Origin of the sequence: Mameliella sp. LZ-28 (assembly GCF_012274245.1) — a bacterium.
Lineage (GTDB): Bacteria > Pseudomonadota > Alphaproteobacteria > Rhodobacterales > Rhodobacteraceae > Antarctobacter > Antarctobacter albus.
The window spans coordinates 84715-103872 of sequence record NZ_JAANYX010000011.1 but is presented as its reverse complement, the minus strand read 5'-3'; the positions used below and the strand labels follow the sequence as shown (position 1 = coordinate 103872).

The window sequence follows — 19158 nt, the reverse complement described above, 5'->3', positions numbered from 1 at the left end:
TCGCTCACCGGTGCAGCCCAAGGTTCCGCGCGATCTGCCACACCCGCCAGTGATCGTGCGGCATGTGGCTTTGCGTCAGGCCAAAGGGCCGAAAGGCATCGTGAACGGCATTCGAAAAACAGGGCACAGACCCCACGTTGGGGCTTTCGCCGACGCCCTTGTCCCCGATCGGATGATGCGGCGAGGGCGTGACCGTGTGATCGGTCTGGTAGGTCGGGGTCTCCCGCGACGTCGGCAAGAAGAAATCCATCAAGGTCGCGGTCTTGTGGTTGCCCATGTCGTCGTAGGCGATCTCCTGCCCCATCGCGATGGCATAACCCTCGGTCGCGCCGCCATGCACCTGCCCCTCGATGATCATCGGGTTGATGCGCGTGCCGCAGTCGTCCAGCGCGTAGAACTGGCGCACCTCGTGTTCTCCGGTTCCACGTCGATCTCCATCACGCAGATATAGGCGCCGAAGGGATAGGTCATGTTGGGCGGATCGTAGTAGCTGACCGCCTCCAGCCCCGGAATCGCCTTGTTGTAGCTGGCGAAGGCGATCTCCTTAATTGTCTTGAAGCGACTCTCGTCGCCCTTGACCACGAAACGATCCACGTCCCATTCAACGTCGCCGTCATGCACCTTCAGCAGGTAGGCGGCGATCAACTGGGCCTTTGCGCGGATCTTGCGCGCGGCCATCGCCGTTGCAGCCCCGGCCACCGGTGTCGAGCGCGAGCCATGGGTGCCAAGCCCGTAAGGCGCGGTATCCTTGTCCCCCTCTTCCAGCGTGATGTCATCCGCCGGCAGGCCGATCTCGGAGGCGATGATCTGGGCAAAGGTCGTCGCGTGCCCCTGCCCCTGGCTGATGGTGCCCAGCCAGGCAATGGCGGTGCCTTTCGGGTGGATGCGGATCTCGCAGGAGTCGAACATGCCGAAGCCAAGGATATCGCAGTTCTCGACCGGCCCGGCACCGACGATCTCGGTGAAATGGGTCAGGCCAATGCCCATCAGCTTGCGCGTCTTGCCAGCCCTGAAATCCTCCAGCCTTTGCGCCTGTTCCTTGCGCAGATCGTCATACCCCACAGCCGCCAGCGCCTTGTCCCAGGCGGTGTGATAGTCACCGCTGTCGTATTCCCAGCCAAGCGCGCTCTGGTAGGGGAACTGGTCCTTGCGGATGAAGTTGATCCGGCGCAACTCGGCCGCGTCCATGTTCAGCTTGATCGCCAACACCTCGATCATGCACTCGATGAAATAGGCGGCTTCCGTCACGCGGAAGGAACAGCGATAGGCCACGCCGCCCGGGGCCTTGTTGGTATAGACACCGTCGACCGACAGGTGGGCGGTGGGAATATCATGGGACCCGGTGCAGATGTTCATGAACCCGGCCGGGAATTTCGTCGGATCGGCGCAGGCGTCAAAGCCGCCGTGATCCGCCGTGGTGTGGCACCAGAGCCCGGTGATCTGGCCACCCTTCGTGGCGGCGATCTTGCCCTGCATCCAGTAGTCCCAGGCAAAGGCGGTGGACATGGGATTGTCCATCCGGCCCTCGACCCATTTCACCGGCTTACCGGTCACAATCGAGGCCACGACAGAGCAGACGTAGCCCGAATAGGCCCCCACCTTGTTGCCGAAGCCCCCGCCGATGTCCGGAGAGGTCACCCGGATATTGTGTTCGGCGATGCCCGAGATCAGCGAGACGACGGTGCGGATCGCGTGCGGCGCCTGAAACGTGCCGTAAAGCGTCAGCTTGCCGGTCACCTTGTCCATCGAGGCCACGCAGCCGCATGTCTCCAACGGACAGGGATGGGTGCGGTGGTAATAGACCATCTCCTCGGCCACCACGTCGGCCGCCGCCAGCACCTGTTCGGTCGCGTCCTTGTCCCCCTGCTCCCAGGTGAAGATGTGGTTATGGTGTTTCCGAGGGCCCATGCGCCCCCTCGGTCTGGCCCGCGAGGTCCTCTCGCAGGACCACGTCCGATTTCAGCGCCTCGAAGGGATCGGTGACAACGGGCAGTTCCTCGTACTCGACCTCGACCGCCTCGACGCCGTCGGCGGCGGCGTAGCGGTCGGTCGCGACGACATAGGCCACTTCCTGCCCATGGAACAGCACCTTGCCGTCCGCCAGGACCATCTGCTTGTCACCCGCCAGCGTAGGCATCCAGTGCAGGCCCAGAGGCTCCAGGTCCTTGGCAGTCAGGACTGCCAGTACCCCGGGCACCTTCAGCGCCTCTTCGGTGTTGATCGAGACCACCTTCGCGTGCGCATAGGGCGAACGGACGAAACCTCCGAACAGCATCCCATCCAACTTGATGTCGTCGACGCAATTCCCTTTTCCTTGCGTGAACCGAACATCCTCCACCCGCTTGCGCGAGCAACCCATGCCCTTGAGGCCGGCCGAGCGTTCCTCGGGGCTTTGCACGTCGTCCTTCATTCCGCGGCCTCCACCTTTTGTCGCTCTACCCCTTCGGTACTTAAGGGCGTGTCCTGAGCATTCATCATCTCGGCGGCCGCGAGGATCGCCTTGACGATGTTCTGGTAACCGGTGCAGCGGCAGAGGTTCCCGGCCATGCCGAACCGCACCTCTTCCTCGGTGGGTGTCGGGTTCTCCTGCAGGAAGCGGTGCGCACGGGTGATCATCCCCGGCGTGCAGAACCCGCATTGCAGCCCGTGATGTTTGCGAAACATCTCTTGCAGGACGGACAGGGACCCGTCGGCGTTCACCAGCCCCTCGACCGTGGTCACATCCGCGCCCTGCGCCTGTGCCACGAAGACCGTGCAGGATTTCACCGACCGCCCGTCCATGTCGACCGTGCAGGCCCCGCAATGCGAGGTCTCGCAGCCCACGTGCGGGCCGGTCACGCCGTGGTTCTCGCGCAGGAAGTGGATCAACAGCGTGCGCGGTTCGGCCAAACCCTCTACCGCCGCGCCGTTCACCGTCAGCTTGACGTGCATCTTGCTCATCAGTCTCCCTCTCAGCCCGCAACCCACAACCCGCGACAGAACGCGGTCGATGGCCCGGCGCGGCACGACGCCCACCACATGTCTCTTGAACTCCACGGGACCGCGCATGTCCTCCTGCGGGTCAATGGCTGCGAGCGCGGCGCTGACGGCCCCCTCCCTGTCTCCGGCCGCCGGCGCCACGCCCGCCTCTGCCGACCACACCGGCACATCGGCCAGGTTGGTCATGGCAATCGAGGCAAAACCCTCGCCGACCAGCACCGCCGCCGCCGCGGTGGCATAATCGCCGATCTTGCGTTTTCTGCTTTTCATAGGCATAATCCGTGCCCGCCGCAGGGATCGGGACCATGAGACGGGTCAGGATCTCGTCATCCGCCCGGGCGGTGAAATAGGCGCTCTCGTAGAAATCCCGCGCTTGGATCTGGCGTAGGTCGTCCGGCCCAGTCACCTGGTAGGTCGCGTCAAGGCATTGCATCAGCCCCGGCATGTCGTTGTCCGGATCGCCGTTGGCGACATTGCCCCCCAGTGTTCCCGGGTAGCGCACCTGCGAGTCGGCGATCTGCAACGCCGCCTCGCGCCGCAGGGGGACGGCTTGCCCCAGACCCGCATGCGCGATCAGTTCGTCCTGGGTGACCATCGCCCCCAGCGACGCGCTGTCGGCGCCGATCTCGATTCCCTGCAGATCCGGGATGTCGCGCAGGTCCACCAGGTGCGACAGCACCGCCATGCGCAGCTTCATCATCGGCACAAGGCTGTGGCTGCCCGCGATAACCCGCGCCTCGTCGCCAAGCCCCTGCAACAGCCCTATGGCTGTGCCCAGGTCACTTGGCCAGTAATAGTCGAATCCCGCCGGTATCATCTGTGAACGCCCTCCCCGCGATCTTGTGCCGCTGCTGGGACGGTTCCCCCTGACCACGCCGGAACCAACGGCAGAGCCATAAAAGACAGGCATTCGCGCACGAAATGCGACATGGCTGCACGAATAGAACAATGCTTGCGGCCGGGGACGGTGGGCGGGGCGAGGTGACGACCGAAAGGTCGGCACCAGCGCCGTCCCGGCGTCCGCGCCTCAGACGCCCAGCACGCGGCGGACCTCGGCCAGGCGCGACCGGCTGACCGGCACCTTGCCCAGGGCCTCGACCCCGTCGAAATGACAGACGCCGGTATCCTTGGTGCGGCGGAACTCCGTCACCAGCGCGGGATTGACCAGGTAGCTGCGATGCGCCCGGATCAGCCCCGCCGGTGCCAGCCGCTTGGCCGCCTCGGAAATCGACCGGGGGCAGAACAGCCGCTCCGCGCCGGAGTAGAGCACCGTGCAATGTCCCTCGGCCCGCACCGCCGCGATGGTGCCGGCGTCGACGAACTCAGTGCGCCCCTCTTTCTCATAGGGAACAGGCACGCGTCCCGGCGCCGTGCCCGTCACCGGCTCTTCGGTCTCGGCGGCCTGTTCCGCCCGCACGGCAAAGAAGGTCACGCTGCTCAGCAGGAATGCGCCACAAATCACGAAGGAGCTGATCGCTACGCCCATCGCCAGGGTCTCGTCCGACAAGGCAGGCCCGGCGGTGTCGCCCCCGTCCAGCGCGTCGATGTTGACGATGATCTCTCCGCCGGCCTGCACGTCGAGGGCCCCCCAGCGCCACCGCAGCGATTGCCACCACGAGCTTGCGCCGGGCCAGCGGCAAGGCCGAGGCCCCCGCGTCAGGGAAAGCCCGCTGAACCCGGCCATCAGCGCCACCGCCAGCGAGGCGGCCACAAGGGCCGGCTGATGCGAGAATTCAAGCACGCCACCGCTCCTTCCGATGGGCGGGATTGGGGCACATGGCCCCCGTTCCTGCAAGCAGGCGGATGACATCGACGGACGCTTCATGATACAATTTTAAGAAGAGTTTTCGAAAAGGCGTGACGACCTGTAGCGCCGCTTCGGGAAACAGTGCGCGCCGCAAATGTTTACGGTTTCTTAACGCGCACCAATGACGCGATATTAACATTTTCCGGCCCTTCGGACCTCAAATTCCCCGGTCCAAAGTCGATCCGTGACCGATCTGCTCCTGGTCCGCTGCCCCTTAGACCGCCACAGGAAGACCGCAATGAACGCCCGCCCAAGGCACCTCCATGCCCTGCCCCCGGCCCCCGCCGGAGCGCGTCAATCATCGTCTTCCCGTCCCATCACGTCTTCCGGCGAAACGCAGCTCGCCGGCCTTCTGCGTGAACGGTTGCGGCACCACGCGGCGGAACGGGGCGTGCCCTGTCCCCGGGCACGGATCACCGTGCATGGCCGATCGGTTCTTCGGGCACAGCTGTTGTTCGAGAGCGTCGACGGGACCTTTCGTGCCGGTCCCAGGCTGGAATTCTCGGTCAGCGATGCCGCCATCACCGGCGCCCTGCTGGACGTCTTTGCCCAAGCCCTTCTCGACCGCTGCCCCTTGCCCCACAGCACCTGACAGACAGGACCTGACCCATGTGCTTTCTCTGCCAAAGCCTCGACCCTTCCATCGAAATCTACGACGGTCACGGCCTGACCGGGCCGACGGCGGCGCCTTCCGGCGGCGGCGGCGGGACAACGGAGGCCGCCCTGCCGGTTTTCACCCTGGACCAGGTGGCCTATCAACTGACGCATGGCTACTGGCAGAACGGCGGTGGTGACTGGCGGGCCTTCGACGTGCAGGCCGGCGGAGAGATCACCGTCAACATCGACGCGCTGGACCCTGCCGGTCAGACCGCAGCCCTTGCCGCGCTGGAGGCATGGACCGCGGTTTCGGGGATTCAGTTCACCCTGACCTCTGGGACCGCCGACATCACCTTCGACGACACCGAAAGCGGCGCCTACGCCTATTCCTACGTCTACACGTCCTGGAACGAGATCGACCAGTCTTTCGTCAATGTGCACCCCAGTTGGCAAGGCTACGGCGACTACTATTACCAGACCTACATCCACGAGATCGGCCACGCGCTTGGGCTGGGTCACGGCGGCAACTACAACGGCGCCGCAGACTTCGGGACCGACGCGCATTACGCCAACGACAGCTGGCAGATGTCGATCATGTCCTACTTTGCCCAGTGGGAAAACCCGAACGTCGACGCGTCGGGCATGTACCTGGCGACGCCGCAGATGGCCGACATCCTCGCGATCCAGAACCTTTACGGCACCCCTGACAACGTCCACACGGGCAACACGGTCTACGGGGACAACACCAACCTGACCGCAACCGGGATGGACCTGGCGCCGGGCCGGGCGGTGGCGATCTTCGACAGTTCCGGCATCGACGTGATCGACCTCGGCTCGCGCGGGCATGACCAGCGCCTCAGTCTGGAGCCCGAAAGCTGGTCGGACATCGACGGCTACGCGGGCAACTTTGCCATCGCCCGAGGCGCGGTGATCGAGAACGCCATCACCGGCAGCGGCGACGACCATATCACCGGCAACGCCGCCTCGAACGACATCCAGAGCGGCGCCGGCGCGGATACCATCAAGGGCGGCGAAGGCGACGACACCATCGACGGCGGCGCGGGCGAGGACGTGGTGGTCTTTGAAGGCGCCTCCGAGGGCTTTGCCCTGGCCTGGAACGGCGCGCTGACCGTGACCGACATCGACCTGACCGATGGCGGCGACGATGGCACGGACACGCTTTTGGGGGTCGAGACCCTCAGCTTTACCGACGGCGCCTTCGGGACCGTGCAGGACAACGGCACGACAACCCTTGTCCGGCTATACCAGACCGGCAGCAACCTGACCGCCGCGACGCTGGAGATCGACGTCGACGACACCCACGAATGGGAATCGATCGCCCGCGATTTCACGGCGACCGGCCAATGGGCGAAACAGACCAACACCTATGACAACGGCCGGGTGCTGGAGATCTTCTACTCGGATGGGCTGCGCACCTCCTCGACCATGACCGACAGCGCCGACGTCTATGCCTGGGACAGCTACACCGATGGCTACGACGCCAGCGGGGCACGGATCTACAATGGCATCACCTGGGACGGCGGCAAGCTGGTCGAGACCCATTTCGACGCGGACGGCGCGCGCACCAGTTCCCTGGTGACGGATGGCGGCGACGTCTATGGCTGGCACACCATCGAACGGGTCTACGACGGCGCCGGCGTACTGACCGACCAGACCAACACCTATGACGATGGTCGCGTCCAGCAGATCGTCTACACCGAGGGCGCGCGCTCGGCGATCCACATGACGGATGCCGGCGACGTCGCAAGCTGGGCCAGCTACAGCGATTTCTACGACACCGCCACGGGCGCCCGTACCGCGCGGCAGATGACATACGACGACGGGCGCCAGGTCGAGATCAGCTTTGACGGCGGGCGCATGGTCTCGCACCTCCTGACCGATGGCGCGGATGACTTCGTCTGGTCCTCGATCGCGCGCACCTGGGATGCCGAAGGCCAGCTCGACAGCCAGACGAACACCTACGACGACGGCCGCGTGCACGAGATCGACTATGCCGACGGTGTCCGCAGCAGCTCGGTCCTGACCGATACGCAGGATGCCTATGCCTGGACCAGCGCGACAGAGACCTACGACGCCAGCGGCGCGCTGATCGAGCGGGTGACGATCTGGGACGACGGCAGCCAGGATGTCGTCACCTACGGAGACAGCCCCGTGGTCTGAACCGCCTCCGGGCGCGGCCTAGTCGGTACTGCTGCGCCCGACCGCCTCGACCGGGGTCCGCTCCTCAACCGGGATCACGTCGACACTGTGGCGGGTGCTGTGAAACCCCGAGCTGCGCAACGATCCCTTGACCGGCGCCACATCCGCATAATCCCGCCCGATGGCCACGCTGATATGGTCGGCGCCGACGCGCATGTCGTTGGTCGGGTCGATCTCGATCCAGCCGACCTCGTTGCCGCACCAGGCCCGGACCCAGGCGTGCATCGCATCCGCCCCCGCCAGGCGGGGCTGGCCTTCGGGCGGTTCGGTCCGCAGGAAGCCCGAGACATAGCCCGCCGGAATGCCGATCCCGCGCAGCGCGGCGATCATGATGTGACTGATGTCCTGGCAGACACCGCGCCGGTTGGCAAAGGCCGTGGCCGGGTCGGTGGTCACATCGGTTGCCGTGGGGTCAAAGGTGATCTCTTCGTGCAGGGCCCGCGAAATCGCCTCCACCACGGTCAGCACCGGCTGGTCCAGCCGCGTGATGCCGCGCGAAAACGCGGTGATAGAGGGCACCGGCTCCACCCGGTCCGAGGCGCCCAGGAAATGATGCGGTGCGTCAGGCGCCAGCGAGGGCACCTCGGCCAGTTCGCGCCGCATGTCCGCCAGGGCACAGGACAGGTCCAGTTCCTTGGGCAGGTCGTCCCGCCGGATGCGGCCGGTGAACCGGAAATCGACCGTGTCCAGCGGCGCGTCATAGGCCATCTCGGTCAGCGCGTTGCCAAAGAAATCCACCCGGTCACGGCGAAAGGCCGGCGCCGGATCGGCCTGCAACAGCCCCGACACCAGGCGCTGCGCCGGCCCGTTGCCGGGCATCATCCGCAGGTGCATCCGTGCCGCCGCTGCGGAGAGTGCATAGGCGTAGCGAACCGAAAGCGTCACGTCGTAAAGCATCCCCTACCCCATGTACTGGGTGTGGATCGCATCCGACACCGCCTGCAGATCATCGGCCAGTTTCGCCAGCGCGGCGCTGTCCAGCACCTCGGGTGTGGCGACGGACAGATCGGTGTGCACCCGCAGGATGCGGCGCCCGACCTCTGTCAGCTGGCTGGACTTGCCTGGCCGGGGCAGTTTCGCCTGTTGATCCAGCAAGACCCCGGCCTGGTAGATCACCGAGCGCGGGTTTTCCGGGTCCAGCGCCAGCAGGTCAACCACCGTGTTCCGGTTCGTCTCGACCGAGTAGCGGCGGCGGTGGGTCATGACGCTGTCACCGATTTCCAGCGCCGCATCCAGGCTGCCCTGCGCCGCACCGCTGGCGGAAAAGACCGCCAGCAGGTCCGAGATCTGGACACCGCGTTCCAGCGCCCGCCCCATCGACATGAAGCGCCAGCCGGAAAAGCGGAACATGTTGTCGTTCACGAGGCCCGCGAAACCGGCCAGCTTGCGAAGGAGCTGGCTCAGGGCGCGGCCCGTCGCATCGCCGTGGTCGACTGCCCCCGCGAGGTCACGCGCCGCCCCTTCCAGCTCGTCCAGCGCGTACCAGCCGTCATCAGAGAACCGGTCGCGCACTTTGCTGGCACAGCCGCGCGCCCGTTCCAACAGGTTCAGAAAGAGATCCGGCAAGGGTTCCGCCAGGTACAGCCCACGCCCCTCTAGATAGCGACCAAGCTGGTCGAAGACGGGCATCGGCGTGCCGCCGTTGTCCTCGAGCCGCAGGTGATAGGCGCGCAGGGTCCGCGCGGTGAAATCGGCCCGTTCGACGTAGCGGCCCAGCCAGAACAGGTTGTCCGCCGCGCGCGCGGGCAACCGCCCGGGCATCCGCCGGATGAACGGCCCCGGCTGCTGACCCGACAGCGTCTCGGTGGACACGGGCGCGTCGCTGACCACCCAGACATCCGCCACCGAACCGCCGCTTTGCATCGCCAGCGCCGTTGGGTCTTCTGTCCGGCCGATGCGGGCATAGCCGCCGGGCATCACCGTCCAGCCGTCCTTTGTGCGGGCGGCAAAGACGCGCACCACCATCGGCCGTGGCATCAGCTTGCCGTCGATCATCGCAGGGGTGGTCGACAGCGTCACGGCCTGTTGCCCCACCAGCGCGCCGCCATTCTTGTCCAGCCAGTCGCGCACCGGGCCACGCGCATTGTCACGGAACCGCCCGCCAAGCGCGGTGGAACTGTCGATCTCGAACGGCAACTGGGTCGAGAGCGCCGGGCCGATCATCATGCGTTCCAGGTTTTCGCCCACATAGGCACGCTCGCTGGCCTGTCCGCACCACCAGGTGGCGATGTTGGGCAGTTTCAAACGCTCGCCCATCAGCGCCTCGGAGATGCGCGGCATGAAGGCCATCAGCGCCCGCGCCTCCAGCACGCCCGAGCCCAGGCAATTGAGCATCGTCACCGCGCCAGACCGCAGCGTGCCCACCATGCCCGGCGTGCCCAGGGCAGAGCTTTCGTCCAGCTCCAACGGATCGGCAAAACGCGAGTCCAGCCGCCGCCAGAGCACACTGACAGGTTCCAGCCCGCTGATCGTGCGCACCATCAGCTTGCCGTCGACGCTGACCAGGTCCTCGGACTCCAGCAATAGAAAGCCCAGGTAGCGCGCGATATAGGCGTGTTCGAAATAGGTGTCGGTGTTCTGCCCCGGCGTCAGGATCGCCACCTGCCCCTGCTCGGGGCCGCGCAGCTGGGTCAGCCTGTCGCGGAAGGTGCGAAAGAAGGCCGCCAGCCGGTGAACATTCGTCTCCTGGTAGAGATCGTTGAAAACCCGCAGCGTCGCCATCCGGTTTTCCAGCGCGAACCCCGCCCCCGAGGGCGCCTGCGTGCGGTCCCCCAGCACCAGCCAGCTGCCATCCGGAGAGCGTCCGATCTCGAAGGCCAGGAAATGCAGGTAGTGGTCAGAGCGCGGCTTGATCCCCACCATAGGGCGCAACCATTCCGGGTTGCGCGCGACCAGCTGGGGCGGCAGGATGCCCCGCTTGACCAGCGTCGCCGGGCCATAGAGATCGGCCATCGTGCGTTCCAGAAGTTCCGCCCGCTGGGCGATGCCTTCGGCCAGCTTGCTCCACTCGGTCTCGCCGATGATGACGGGGATATGGCTCAGCGGCCAGTCCCGGAGGGCGGATTCGTCGCCCGTGTACTGGCGATAGTAGACGCCCGCATCCTGCAGATAGAGATCGCCGCGGGCAAAGTCCTGGTTCACCTGGTCCGGATTGCGCCCGGCCAGGTGGTCGATCATCGGCTTCCAGACCGGGCGCAGCGTTCCATCAGGGCGCAAAAGCTCATCTGCCACCCCCTTGGGTGGCAGATAATTGTCCAGTGGCGCCTTGCGCGCCGGCGTAACGGCGCCGGTTTCGCCCATGTCAGATCCAGGGCGCGCGCCGCAGGTCCAGGGTCATCGGGAACTCCGGGTGCGGGTTTTCAGTCGCCGGCCAATAGGTTCCGGGCGTATGCCCCCATTTCTGGAAACGGGCCAGGCGGCGGGCATCGGCCTCGTTCGTGTTGACCGGGAAGGTATCATAGCTGCGCCCGCCGGGATGCGCCACATGATAGGTGCAGCCGCCGATCGCCCGGCCCGACCAGGTGTCGAAGATATCGAAGACCAGCGGCGCATTGACCGGCAGGACCGGGTGCAGCGCCTCGGCCGGTTGCCAGGCCTTGAACCGCACGCCGCCCACCTTGCGCCCGCTGGTGCCGGTCCCGTGCATCGGAACCTGCCGCTGGTTGCAGCAGACGACATAGCGGCTGGGGTCCAGCGCGGTCAGTTGCACCTGCATCCGCTCCACCGAACTGTCGGTGTAGCGTACGGTGCCGCCAATCGCGCCGCGCTCACCCAGGACGTGCCAGGGCTCCAGCGCCTGCCGCACCTCCAGGTGGACATCCTCGACCTCGATTTCCCCGGCAAAGGGAAAGCGGAACTCCCGCTGCGCCTCGTACCATTCGGGGCGCAGGTCAAAGCCGTGTTCCTTGAGGTCGCGCAGCACGTCCAGGAAATCCTGCCAGACGAATTCCGGCAGCATGAAGCGATCATGCAGCGTGGTGCCCCAGCGCACCGGCTTGCCCTTGACCGGCGATTTCCACAGCCGCACCAGAAGCGCGCGCAAGAGCACCTGTTGCGCCAGGCTCATCCGGGCATCCGGCGGCATCTCGAAGCCGCGGAACTCCACCAGACCCAGCCGCCCGGTCGGCCCGTCCGGGGAATAGAGCTTGTCGATGCAGATCTCGGCCCGGTGGGTGTTCCCGGTCACGTCGATCAGGATATTGCGCAACAGCCGGTCCACCAGCCAGGGCTGGGGTGGCTCCCCTTCCGAGGGATCGGGGATCTGGCTCAGCGCGATTTCCAGCTCATAGAGCGTATCATGCCGCGCCTCATCGATACGGGGCGCCTGGCTGGTCGGGCCGATGAAGGTGCCCGAGAACAGGTAGCTGAGCGAGGGGTGCCGCTGCATGTAGAGGATCAGCGAGCGCAACAGGTCAGGCCGCCGCAGGAACGGCGAATCCATCGTGGTGGCGCCGCCGACGACGACGTGGTTGCCGCCGCCCGTGCCCGTGTGCTTGCCGTCGATCATGAACTTGTCAGCGCCCAGGCGGCTGTTGCGCGCCTCCTCGTAGACGGCGCTGGTGATGTCGACGCAGTCCTTCCAGCTGGAGGCGGGGTGCACGTTGACCTCGATCACGCCCGGGTCCGGTGCCACCTTGATGACGTTCAGACGCGAGTCATGCGGCGGCGTATACCCCTCGATATGCAGCGGCAGGCCAAGGGCCTCGGCGGTCTGCTCGGCGGTCGAGATCAGTTCGAGGTAGTCCTCCAGCATCTCGACCGGCGGCATGAAGATGCACAGCTTGCCGTCGCGCGGCTCGACCGCGATGGCGGTCCGGACAACACCGCCCTCGGGCGTGACCGCCTGTTCGCGCTGCACCTCGGCTGGCTCGCCGGCCCGCAGGCGCGACACAGGCTGTTCGCGGCCCGGTGTCGTCCGTGGCAGCGTGTCCCGCTCTTCCTGTGCGATCTTGCGCAGTTCCTCGAACAGCGCCTGGCGCTTGTCGTCCATCTCGTGGAAATCGGGCAGGTCCTCGACCGGGACAGTCGGGTCCGCCGGATAGACATAGGGATAGGCCGACGGGCCGACAAAGGGCAGCGTGCCCAGAGGCAGGCGGAACCCCACGGGGCTGTCGCCCGGGATCAGGAACAGGTGGCCGCGGCGCGTCCGCCAGCGTTCCGACCGCCAGCCCCGGCCAAAGGCGCGCGACTGCCAGCGCTGGATCGGCAGGATGAAACCGGCCGGCTTGTCCAGCCCACGCTCAAAGACACGGGCGATGCGAGCGCGTGCCTCGGGGTCCTTGAGCCGCGAATCCTCGGGCGTGACGTTTTCCGGCAGTTCCGCCTCTTTCAGGATCCAGACCGCCGGGTCCTCGAACGCCGGCTGGACATATTCCGTGCCGATCTCCAGCGCCTTGGCGAAACCGGTCATGAAGGCCTCGGCATCTGCGGCGGTCGCGCCCCTCGCGGTTTCCTTGGCCACCAGGTCGAGGTTCTTCCAGACCGGCTTGCCGTCCTGCCGCCAATACAAAGAGAAGGTCCAGCGCGGCAGGGTTTCGCCCGGATACCATTTGCCCTGCCCGAAATGCAGGAAACCACCGGGGGCGAACCGATCACGCAGACGCCGGATCAGGTCGTCGGCCAAGGCGCGTTTCTGCGGGCCGACGGCGGCGGTGTTCCACTCCGCGCTTTCGAAATCGTCGATCGAGACAAAGGTCGGCTCACCGCCCATCGTCAGGCGCATGTCCTGCGCTTCGATCTCGGCATCCAACTTTTGCCCAAGCGCATCCAGCGCCTCCCAGCTTTCTTCCGAGAAAGGCTTGGTGATACGCGGATGTTCGGCGACGCGGTGCACCTCCATCTCGAAGTCGAAATCGGTCTTGGTGTCCTTATGGCCGCTGAAGCCGCCCACGATGGGCGCGGCGTTGCTGTAATGCGGCGTGGCCGCCAGCGGGATATGGCTTTCCCCAGTCAGCAATCCACTTGTCGGGTCCAGCCCCACCCAGCCCGCACCGGGCAGGTATACCTCGCACCAGGCGTGAAGGTCGGTAAAATCGTGATCCGTGCCCGACGGCCCGTCCAATGCCTCGAGGTCCGGTTTCAGCTGGATCAGGTAACCAGAGACGAACCGCGTGGCAAAGCCCAGGTGGCGCAGGATATTGATGAGCAGCCAACTGGTATCGCGGCAGGAGCCGGATTTCTTTTCCAGCGTTTCCTCGGGCGTCTGCACACCGGGTTCCATCCGGATCAGGTACTCCGTCTCCTGTTCCAGCTGGCGGTTCAATTCCACCAGCATGTCGATGGTGACCTGTTTCTCGCGTGGGACGCTTTCGACCCATTTCTTCAGCAAGGGCGTCAGAGGTTCGGTCTTGCGATAGACTGCCAGGTCGGGGGCTATTTCCTCGGGGTACTCGAAGGGCCATTCGCGGGCGACATCGTCGACGAAGAAATCGAAGGGGTTGTAGACCGTCATGTCGGCCACAAGGTCGACCTCGATCCGGAATTCCGTCACCGGCTCCGGAAAGACGAACCGGGCCAGCCAGTTGCCATAGATGTCTTGCTGGTGGTTCACGAAGTGCCCCTCGGGAGAGACCTTCAGCGAATGGCTGATCACCCGGGTCCGGCTGTGCGGTGCAGGTCGAAGCCGGATGATCTGCGGTGACAAGTTCACCGGGCGGTCGTACTTGTAGTGCGTAAGATGCCGGATGCTCGCGGTGATCGCCATGATGTTTCCGTCTGTCCCAAGGTCTGATTGTCCTCAAGCCAGAGAAGCCGTCCAAGGAGACGATGTAAACCCGCAGATGCCGACAGGGCGCAATCCGCCGATCTTTGCCGCAAGCAGGTGACAGAGTGCGGCATTTGCACATTTCTTGGGCCGTTTGCAGCGAGGCGGACGGCGTTTGCCGCATTTGGCGTCGTGACATGACAGCCCGCCCCGCGATGTTCGACGTGTCAGGCGGCCCGTGTTCGCCCGCCTGCGGCCTCCGGCCGTGTGGCGCCCGGTGACCGGGTATCGGAGCCGGTGACGAAACGGCCGACGGTTTCGCTGAGCGCGCCGGCATCGGTGCGCATCATGTGCGCCGAGGCAGTGGATTCCTCCACCATCGCCGCGTTCTGCTGGGTGACCCGGTCGAGGTTGGAGATCCCGACATTGATCTCCTGCAGGCCCTGGGCCTGTTCCCCGGCGCTGCTGGCGATGCCGGTCATCATGTCTGACACCTCGGCCACGCGGGTCAGTACGTCGTCCAGCGCGCCGCCCGCCTCTTCGACCAGCCTGACGCCGCTGGCCACCTGTTCGCCGGCACCGGTGATCAGTTCCTTGATCTGCTGGGCCGCCGCCGCGCTGCGCTGGGCCAGGCCGCGCACCTCTGTCGCCACCACGGCAAAGCCCTTGCCGCTTTCGCCCGCGCGCGCCGCCTCGACCCCGGCGTTCAGGGCCAGAAGGTTGGTCTGGAAGGCGATGTCGTCGATGACGCTGGTGATTTCCCCGATCTGCTCCGAGGACTTCTCGATCACGCTCATCGCCTCGATGGCAGAGCGCATAACCTCGCCGTTGCGTTCCGCGATCTCACGGGTCTGACGCACCTGGTCGTCGGCGCTTCGGGCGTTTTCCGCTGCGGCACTGACGCTGCTCAGAAGTTCCTCCAAGGCCGCCGCCGATTCCTCCAGCGTGGCAGCCTGTGTCTCTGTCCGTCGGGACAGATCGTCCGAGGCAGAGGCGATCTGGTTGGCATTGTCCAGCAGGCTGCCGGCGCTGGCCGAAACCTCGTCGACCACGCGGCGCAGGCTGGCGATGGCGCGGTTGTAGTTGGTCCGGAGCGCGGCATATTCCTCGGGGAACTCGGCCACGATCTCACGGTTGAGCACGCCGTCCGCCAGAACGTCCAGAGCCTTGCCCAGATGGGTCACCATCTCGACCTGGCGCTCCATGTCGCGGGCACGCTCTTCCTCGGCGTCGCGCGCGGTGCTGAGGGCCTGTGTCATGTCCTGCATATGGGCGGCGATGCTGCCGAATTCATCGCGACGGCCGCTCATCCCGATCTCGGTGTCATAATCCCCGTCGGAAATCCGTTTTACCGCCTCTGTTACCTCACGCAGCGGACGTCCAAGGCTGCGCTGCAGCAAAAGCAGCGTCGCCCCCAGCAGCACGATGAAGACCGCCGCAGCCGTCAGCAGGATGCCCATCTTCTCGGAGCGCACGGCGGCATGGGCCGAATCGGCGTTCCAGGCCATCGCAAGAACGCCGATCACCGGTCCTTCGGGCCCGGCCAGGACGGGTTCCGCCACCAAGAGCCCCCCGTCGGTGCTGATCCGCGTACCCTCGGCCAGCGCCTTGGCCGCCAGGCCTGCGACACTGTCCAGCAGCGCCGCGTCCTCGCCGGCGACGGCCAGGCGCTCGCCCTCGGCGTCCAACACCAGCGTCGCGCGCCCGTTGGCCCCGGCCGCGGTCATCGCGGCCGAGACTTCTTCTTCCACCTTCGGCAAGGCCTTGAACCGGATCGGCTTGCTCAGCGCGCTTGCGCTGAGTTCGACCGTCCGCGCGGCCTGGTCGACCACGCCCTTGACGGCGAGGTCGTCGACCAGCCGCAGGGATTGTACCGACAGCACGCCCGCCACCACGATCGTGGTCACAGCCATGATGCCCGCGCACCTGATGAATACCGAGTGCAGGCCCGCCCCTGACCTCGTCTTGCCGCCGTCCTGTGTCATGTTCTTGTCCCTTGCCTGAAGTTGGGGTTTTGCGCCGTGGCCTTACAGCAGCACTTCGGCATCGACCCCGACGGTCATGGCGCCGATCGGCCTGCCCGTGTCGGGGTCCGTGATCGTGATCGAGATCTGTGCCTGGTAGCTTTGGCTGGATTCGTCGAATTCGACCTCGCCGAAATGCACGGCGCCCGCCCCCTTGGGATAAGTTTCCTGGTACTTGGCCTCATCCCCCTGCCAATAGTCCGAGGTCGCGCCCGAGGCGGCCACGTTCAGCCCCTTTGCGTCCATCACGATCACCTCGGTGATCATCCCGCCGCTGGCCTCGATCCGCGCGCGGAGGAAATCCGCGGCCGCGTTCATCAGGACACCATCGACCAGGTCGGACCCTGTCCCCACCTCAGCCCGCCAGGTTGCGTCCAACTGGGTGATCCGCGTCGCGTCATAGCCGCCGGTCAGGGCATTCTGGGCCTCGATCGCCTCGACGATCGCGGTGTCATGGGCCCAGGCCATGATTTCACTGTCGACATAGGCCTGCATGGCCTCTTGAGGTTCGGCCGCAAAGGCGGCAGGCGCCGCCGCGAACAGCGCGGCGGACAGTAGCAGTGCACGTTTCATCCATGAGTCTCCGGTGTAAGTTCAGGATGACGGCACACTATGCAGTCCCCGGTTTACGGGCACTTAACCGACTGTAAAATTGAAACTATTTTGGTTGTCATGTCAAAAGCGACATGGCGTCGCTTTCCGCGCAGACAGGACCGCACCGCAAAGACAGGCTGCTTTGCATGAAGATGCATGATGCGGCTATCTCTTTGATCCTGCGCCAGATCGGGGCGCGCCGCGGGCGCGCGGCACGGGGACGTCCGGGCTGGCAATCGGCCCCCTGATCCCTGCCCCTTTCCTTCGGAGACACCACAGATGACAGCCCCTCTTTCCCGCCGTGGTGGCGGCCGAGCCGCCCGAGTCGCCGCCCGCGCCACCGCCCTTTCCGAAGACCAGCGCCCGGTCCGCCCCGGTCTCATCGGCGGGCGCTACCGCCCGCTGACAGAGATCGAGGTGGCGCGCATCCATGCCAGCGCGCTGGTTGCCCTGGACGAGATCGGCCTGTCCGGGGCGCCTGCCTCCGGGGTCGAGATCCTGACCGGCGCAGGCGCGCGGCTGGGCGAGGACGGGCGCCTGCGCTTTCCGCCCGCGCTGGTCGAGGACATGCTGGCCAAGGCCGCGCGCGACATCACATTGCCCGCCCGCGACCCCCGGTTCGACCTCGACCTTTCGGGCCAGCGTGTCCACTACGGCACCGCCGGGGCGGCGGTGCACCTGGTCGAGATCGACGGCCAAACCTACCGCGAAAGCACCCTGCAGGATCTGCACGACGCGGCGCGGATAGCGCACCAGCTGGACAATATCCACTTTCTCCAGCGCCCGATGGTCGCCCGTGACCTCACGGACAACCTGGAACTGGATCTGAACACGCTCTACGCCTGCTGCGCCGGGACGACCAAGCAGGTGGGCACCTCGTTCTCGGACCCCGCCAACGTGCCGGACTCGCTGGAGCTGCTGCACATGATCGCCGGGGGCGAAGCCGCCTGGCGCGCCCGACCTTTCGTGTCGAATTCGAACTGTTTTGTCGTGCCGCCGATGAAATTCGCCTCGGAAAGCTGCGAGACGATGGAGGCCTGCATCCGGGGCGGCATGCCGGTTCTGCTGCTGTCGGCCGGCATGTCCGGGGCCACCGCCCCTTCGACCATCGCGGGGGCCATCGTGCAATCGGTGGCGGAATGCCTGGCCGGGCTTGTCTACGTCAACGCCATCGCACCGGGCCACCCGGCGATCTTCGGCACCTGGCCCTTCGGTCTGGACCTGCGGACCGGGGCCATGTGCCTGGGATCGGGCGAACAGGCGCTGCTCAGCGCGGGTTGTGCCCAGATGCATGCACATTACGGGCTGCCCGGCGGCACTGCGGGCGGGGCGGCGGATTCCAAACTGCCGGACATGCAGGCGGGCTGGGAACAGATGTGCTCCAACGTGCTGGCCGGGGTTGCCGGTGCGAACATGGTCTACGAGGCGGCGGGGATGCATGCCTCGCTGCTGGGGTTCTGCCATGAGAGCCTGATCCTCGGCGATGACCTGATCGGCCAGGCGCTACGCTGCGTGCGCGGAATCGAGGTCGACGACATGACCCTGGCCCTGGACCAGATGCGCGCCGTCTGCATGGGGGGGCCGGGCCACTACCTGGGCACGCCGGAAACCCTGGACAGGATGCATCGCGACCATCTTTATCCCCGCTTGGGCGACCGCACCTCGCCCCGCCAATGGGAAGAGATGGACAAACCGGACCTGGTGGCCAAGGCCACGGCGCGCAAGCAGGAGATCCTGGCCACGCGCAGCCCGGCCCGTTTCGATCCCGCCACGGACAAGGCGATCCGCGCGCGGTTCCCGATCCACCTGCCCGCCTGAACGGGACGCAAGACCGGGGCCCGCCGCGGCTTGTGCCCGCGGCGCGCCCGCGCTAGCCCTTTGCCTGCGCATTTCCGGAGACCGCCATGCCCTATGTCTTTCTTGCCTTCGCCGTGCTGGCCGAAACCATCGGAACCACGGCCCTGCAGGCCAGCCAGCAGTTCACGCGCGTGGTGCCGACAGCCATCACCATTGTGGCTTATGCCGCGGCCTTCTACCTCCTTGGAATTGCGCTGAAGTATTTTCCCGTGGGCATCGCCTATGCGATCTGGTCGGGGCTGGGCATCGTGTTCATCGCCGTGATCGGCCTTGCCGTCTTTGGCCAGAAACTGGACCTGCCCGCGATCCTCGGAATGGGCATGATCCTGGCGGGTATCCTCGTCATCCACCTCTTCTCCAATACCTCGCCTCACTAG

The 19158-nt window shown here is 65.9% G+C and carries 11 protein-coding genes and 2 pseudogenes; 4 read left to right on the top strand and 9 right to left on the bottom strand.

Annotation, left to right across the window (positions count from 1 at the left end):
- Positions 1-4: 4 nt before the first annotated feature.
- The 4 genes and pseudogenes from G9Q80_RS07070 to G9Q80_RS28565 form a co-directional block, all read right to left on the bottom strand.
- A pseudogene (locus tag G9Q80_RS07070) lies at positions 5-2410 on the bottom strand (aerobic carbon-monoxide dehydrogenase large subunit).
- Positions 2407-2940, bottom strand: a complete 534-nt coding sequence (locus G9Q80_RS07065; RefSeq protein ID WP_088714151.1) for a (2Fe-2S)-binding protein — start codon at positions 2938-2940, stop codon at positions 2407-2409. The pseudogene G9Q80_RS07070 and the gene G9Q80_RS07065 overlap by 4 nt, the downstream one beginning before the upstream one ends.
- Before the next feature lie 30 nt (positions 2941-2970).
- Positions 2971-3796: pseudogene (locus G9Q80_RS07060) on the bottom strand (FAD binding domain-containing protein); the annotation flags it as partial.
- A 210-nt stretch (positions 3797-4006) separates the two neighbouring features.
- Positions 4007-4720: a LytTR family DNA-binding domain-containing protein gene (locus G9Q80_RS28565; protein WP_232788127.1), complete on the bottom strand. Its 714-nt coding sequence runs from the start codon at positions 4718-4720 to the stop codon at positions 4007-4009.
- A 457-nt stretch (positions 4721-5177) separates the two neighbouring features.
- Here G9Q80_RS28565 and G9Q80_RS07050 point away from each other — a divergent pair, with 457 nt between their 5' ends.
- Together G9Q80_RS07050 and G9Q80_RS07045 are read left to right on the top strand one after the other, a co-directional pair.
- Positions 5178-5378: a hypothetical protein gene (locus tag G9Q80_RS07050; RefSeq protein WP_133066351.1), complete on the top strand. Its 201-nt coding sequence runs from the start codon at positions 5178-5180 to the stop codon at positions 5376-5378.
- 17 nt (positions 5379-5395) lie between these two features.
- A complete protein-coding gene (locus tag G9Q80_RS07045; RefSeq protein ID WP_088713899.1) occupies positions 5396-7564 on the top strand; it encodes a M10 family metallopeptidase C-terminal domain-containing protein in 2169 nt (722 codons plus the stop codon).
- Between the two features lie 18 nt (positions 7565-7582).
- On the opposite strand, the gene G9Q80_RS07040 is transcribed toward G9Q80_RS07045, so the two are convergent.
- The 5 genes from G9Q80_RS07040 to G9Q80_RS07020 all read right to left on the bottom strand — a co-directional run bounded on the left by G9Q80_RS07040 (position 7583) and on the right by G9Q80_RS07020 (position 16903).
- Positions 7583-8488 carry a transglutaminase family protein gene (locus tag G9Q80_RS07040; RefSeq protein ID WP_349237770.1) on the bottom strand — a complete coding sequence of 302 codons (906 nt, stop codon included), beginning with the start codon at positions 8486-8488 and terminating at the stop codon, positions 7583-7585.
- Positions 8489-8503: 15 nt separating this feature from the next.
- Positions 8504-10903: a circularly permuted type 2 ATP-grasp protein gene (locus tag G9Q80_RS07035; RefSeq protein ID WP_088713901.1), complete on the bottom strand. Its 2400-nt coding sequence runs from the start codon at positions 10901-10903 to the stop codon at positions 8504-8506.
- Position 10904: 1 nt separating this feature from the next.
- Positions 10905-14306, bottom strand: a complete 3402-nt coding sequence (locus G9Q80_RS07030) for a transglutaminase family protein (protein ID WP_088713902.1) — start codon at positions 14304-14306, stop codon at positions 10905-10907.
- A gap of 227 nt (positions 14307-14533) precedes the next feature.
- Positions 14534-16219, bottom strand: a complete 1686-nt coding sequence (locus G9Q80_RS07025; protein WP_133066113.1) for a methyl-accepting chemotaxis protein — start codon at positions 16217-16219, stop codon at positions 14534-14536.
- 114 nt (positions 16220-16333) lie between these two features.
- Entirely contained in the window at positions 16334-16903 is a 570-nt protein-coding gene (locus G9Q80_RS07020; protein WP_088713903.1) for a hypothetical protein, read from the bottom strand.
- A 300-nt stretch (positions 16904-17203) separates the two neighbouring features.
- Between G9Q80_RS07020 and G9Q80_RS07015 the strand changes: the two genes are divergently transcribed.
- Both G9Q80_RS07015 and G9Q80_RS07010 read left to right on the top strand, forming a co-directional pair.
- A complete protein-coding gene (locus tag G9Q80_RS07015; protein ID WP_088713904.1) occupies positions 17204-18742 on the top strand; it encodes a trimethylamine methyltransferase family protein in 1539 nt (512 codons plus the stop codon).
- Between the two features lie 86 nt (positions 18743-18828).
- Positions 18829-19158, top strand: a complete 330-nt coding sequence (locus tag G9Q80_RS07010) for an SMR family transporter (RefSeq protein WP_043145149.1) — start codon at positions 18829-18831, stop codon at positions 19156-19158.

Bases quoted from the DNA above. Each gene is read 5' to 3' on its own strand.
- G9Q80_RS07065 (WP_088714151.1), bottom strand. From the start codon at position 2,940: ATGAGCAAGATGCACGTCAAGCTGACGGTGAACGGCGCGGCGGTAGAG.
- G9Q80_RS07045 (WP_088713899.1), top strand. From the start codon at position 5,396: ATGTGCTTTCTCTGCCAAAGCCTCGACCCTTCCATCGAAATCTACGAC.
- G9Q80_RS07035 (WP_088713901.1), bottom strand. From the start codon at position 10,903: ATGGGCGAAACCGGCGCCGTTACGCCGGCGCGCAAGGCGCCACTGGAC.
- G9Q80_RS07030 (WP_088713902.1), bottom strand. From the start codon at position 14,306: ATGGCGATCACCGCGAGCATCCGGCATCTTACGCACTACAAGTACGAC.
- G9Q80_RS07025 (WP_133066113.1), bottom strand. From the start codon at position 16,219: ATGGCTGTGACCACGATCGTGGTGGCGGGCGTGCTGTCGGTACAATCC.
- G9Q80_RS07020 (WP_088713903.1), bottom strand. From the start codon at position 16,903: ATGAAACGTGCACTGCTACTGTCCGCCGCGCTGTTCGCGGCGGCGCCT.
- G9Q80_RS07015 (WP_088713904.1), top strand. From the start codon at position 17,204: ATGACAGCCCCTCTTTCCCGCCGTGGTGGCGGCCGAGCCGCCCGAGTC.
- G9Q80_RS07010 (WP_043145149.1), top strand. From the start codon at position 18,829: ATGCCCTATGTCTTTCTTGCCTTCGCCGTGCTGGCCGAAACCATCGGA.